This is a genomic window from Micromonospora sp. WMMD737 (genome assembly GCF_049179055.1).
In the GTDB taxonomy this organism is placed as follows: Bacteria; Actinomycetota; Actinomycetes; order Mycobacteriales; family Micromonosporaceae; genus Micromonospora; species Micromonospora reichwaldensis.
On the sequence record NZ_JBMHMH010000018.1, the window covers coordinates 1 to 2,734 of the forward strand.

Below are 2,734 nucleotides of genomic sequence, written 5' to 3' on the forward strand. Positions count from 1 at the left end.
GAGCCGCCGCTCCCGCCCGATCCGCCGTCGCCGGTGCCACCAGCCCCGCCAGAGCCGCCGGCCCCGCCATCGCCACCGTTGGACGCGATGAAGCCGTCACTGGTCGCCGATCCGCCAGCACCACCAGTACCACCGGCGCCACCGGCGGCAGCACCGTCACCACCGGCACCACCAGCACCTCCGGAGCCGCCGCTGTCGTCACCTTGGCCGCTGCGGCCGCCGGCACCCCCTGCACCGCCGGCACCGCCAGCACCGCCGTCGTCACCGGAACTGCCTCCGCCGATTCCACCAGCGCCACCGGCACCGCCCTGAGCATCTACGGAACTACCCTGGCCGCCGTCACCGCCGTCACCGCCGGCCCCACCGGCGCCACCTACCCCGTCGACACTGTTACCCCCGCCCCCGCCCGCACCACCGGCGCCGGCATTGGCGGAGTCCGGGCCCCTATTGGCCGTGTTGGTGACGTTGCCGTCGCCGCCGACACCCCCGGCACCCCCGGCACCCCCGGCACCCGACCCGCTGTCACCGCCGACACCACCGTCTCCACCGGCGCCACCGTCACCTGCGCCATTGACGTTCGCATCGGTACCGCCGCCGACACCGCCAACACCACCGGCACCGCCGGCACCGCCGTCGCCGGATTCACTCGCGCCGCCGGCACCACCAGCGCCTCCAGCGCCACCAACGACGTCACCGAGGGCCAATGCGCCGTCGCCGTTGCCTCCGCCGACACCACCGGCGCCACCGGTACCGCCGGCGCCACCAGCTCCCGAGACGCTGGCCCCGCCGGTACCACCCGTACCGCCGACCCCTCCGAGCGCCCCTTCCCTCACGCCGCCGTCGGCGCCGTTGGCTCCGCCATTTCCGCCGGCACCACCGGCACCGCCAGCACCGCCAGCACCTGAGACGCTGGCCCCGCCGGCACCACCGGCACCGCCGGCACCGCCGTCGGCGAAGTCGGGTTCTTCGAAGTTGTCAGTGGCGGTGGCGCCACCATTTCCACCGACGCCACCGGCGCCGCCGACACCACCGTTGCCGGCCGCGCTGGCCCCGCCAGCACCACCGCCGCCACCGACGCCGCCGTTGCCCTGTCCGCCTACGAGCGGGGTCTCCGCACCGTCACCGCCGGCTCCGCCCTCACCGCCGGCACCCCCGTCACCTTGTCGGTCTCCGGCACCACCGACTCCCCCGGCTCCGCCCGTTCCGCCGGCTCCGCCGTTGCCGTCGAGGACGCCGGACACACCGTCGGCACCAGCACCACCGACACCACCAACACCACCCGCACCGCCGACGGCACCAGCACCGCCAAGACCGCCCACACCACCGTCGCCGCCACGCCCGTCCAGGACACCGGACACACCGTCGGCACCAGCACCACCGGCACCACCGGCACCACCGTTCCCGAGGTTGCCCTGCGTACCGGCCGCTCCGGTTGTCTCGCCGCCGCCGCCTGCACCACCGGCACCGCCAGTTCCCCCGGCTCCACCCGTTCCGCCCGCGCCGCCGTTGCCATCCAGGACTCCGGACACACCGTCGGCACCAGCACTACCGACACCACCAACACCACCCGTACCGCCGTCGCCACCGGAGCCACCGACGCCGCGCCGCCCGCTCGCGGTGCCACCGGCCCCCCCGACGCCGCCTGACGTACCGACCGCACCGTCGACGCCGGAGCCGCCGATCCCACCGGCGCCGCCGGCACCACCAGCGCCGCCAGACCCGCCGACGCCGACCGTCCCGAACGCATCACCACCGGCACCACCAGCACCACCTGGAGCAGCAACAATCTGGCCACCCGCATCGTCTCCGGCGGCACCACCGGCACCACCAGCACCACCGGCCCCGCCCGTACCGGCCCGTGCGACGACGTCTCCGCCCGCGCCCCCGACACCGGCTGCGCCGCCGACGCTGTCACCTCCGGCGTCACCACCCCCGGCTCCGCCGTCACCACCAGATCCGCCGGACCCACCGCCGCCCAGGATTACGGTAGCGCTGGCCCCACCGGCTCCACCGTTACCACCGACTCCGCCCACGCTGTCGGCTTGGGCACCCAAGGTGTCACCACCGTCACCACCGGCACCACCGGCGCCACCAGCACCACCGATACTGAACACTCCGAAAGCGTTGCCAGCGCCACCACCGGCGCCACCGGCACCGCCGCCACCACCGATGCTGTTCGCGCCGGAAGCCTCACCTGCAGCGCCACCGGCACCACCAGCACCACCGGCACCGCCGATCCCGATGAACGAGCCGCCGCGACCAGCGTTGCCACCGGCACCACCAGCGCCACCAAGGCTGTCCACCTGGGCGGTGCCAGAACCGTCACCGCCGGCGCCGCCGTCACCCCCCGGCTCCGCCGACGCCGATCAGCAAGCCCCCACCACCGCCGGCCCCGCCTGCCCCACCGGCTCCTCCGTCGGCCCCGCCACCACCCGAGCCATCGAGGCCCTCGCCGCCGTCGCCACCTCGTCCGCCGGTGCCGAACAAGACAGCGTCACCACCAGCACCACCGGCAGCACCTGCCCCGCCGGTGCCGCCGGCTCCGCCGTTCCCGAAGATCGCCCCACCCGTACCGCCGGCCCCGCCTGCTTGGCCGGATATGGTGCCGGCCCCGCCCGCTCCGCCGTTACCGAACAGTCCCGCGTCACCACCGCTACCGCCGTTGGCTCCGTCACCGCCATTGCCGAACAACAAACCACCGTTGCCACCGTTGCACGCACTGCCCACACAGTCC

At 74.9% G+C, this 2,734-nt stretch carries 4 protein-coding genes; 1 reads left to right on the forward strand and 3 read right to left on the reverse strand.

Going from position 1 to position 2,734, the window contains the following annotated elements; genetic code table 11:
- On the forward strand, window positions 1-905 hold a 905-nt coding region (locus ACN27A_RS33895; protein ID WP_421459008.1), incomplete at its 5' end, for a hypothetical protein.
- Between the two features lie 191 nt (window positions 906-1,096).
- Here ACN27A_RS33895 and ACN27A_RS33900 read toward each other — a convergent pair.
- From ACN27A_RS33900 to ACN27A_RS33910, 3 genes are read right to left on the reverse strand one after another with little or no spacing between them, the layout of a single operon-like run.
- Window positions 1,097-1,969 carry a hypothetical protein gene (locus ACN27A_RS33900; protein ID WP_421459009.1) on the reverse strand — a complete coding sequence of 291 codons (873 nt, stop codon included), beginning with the start codon at window positions 1,967-1,969 and terminating at the stop codon, window positions 1,097-1,099.
- Between the two features lie 12 nt (window positions 1,970-1,981).
- Complete coding sequence (locus tag ACN27A_RS33905) at window positions 1,982-2,290, reverse strand: hypothetical protein (RefSeq protein WP_421459011.1); 309 nt, start codon at window positions 2,288-2,290, stop codon at window positions 1,982-1,984.
- Between the two features lie 50 nt (window positions 2,291-2,340).
- Complete coding sequence (locus ACN27A_RS33910; protein WP_421459013.1) at window positions 2,341-2,727, reverse strand: PGRS repeat-containing protein; 387 nt, start codon at window positions 2,725-2,727, stop codon at window positions 2,341-2,343.
- Between the last annotated feature and the right edge of the window lie 7 nt (window positions 2,728-2,734).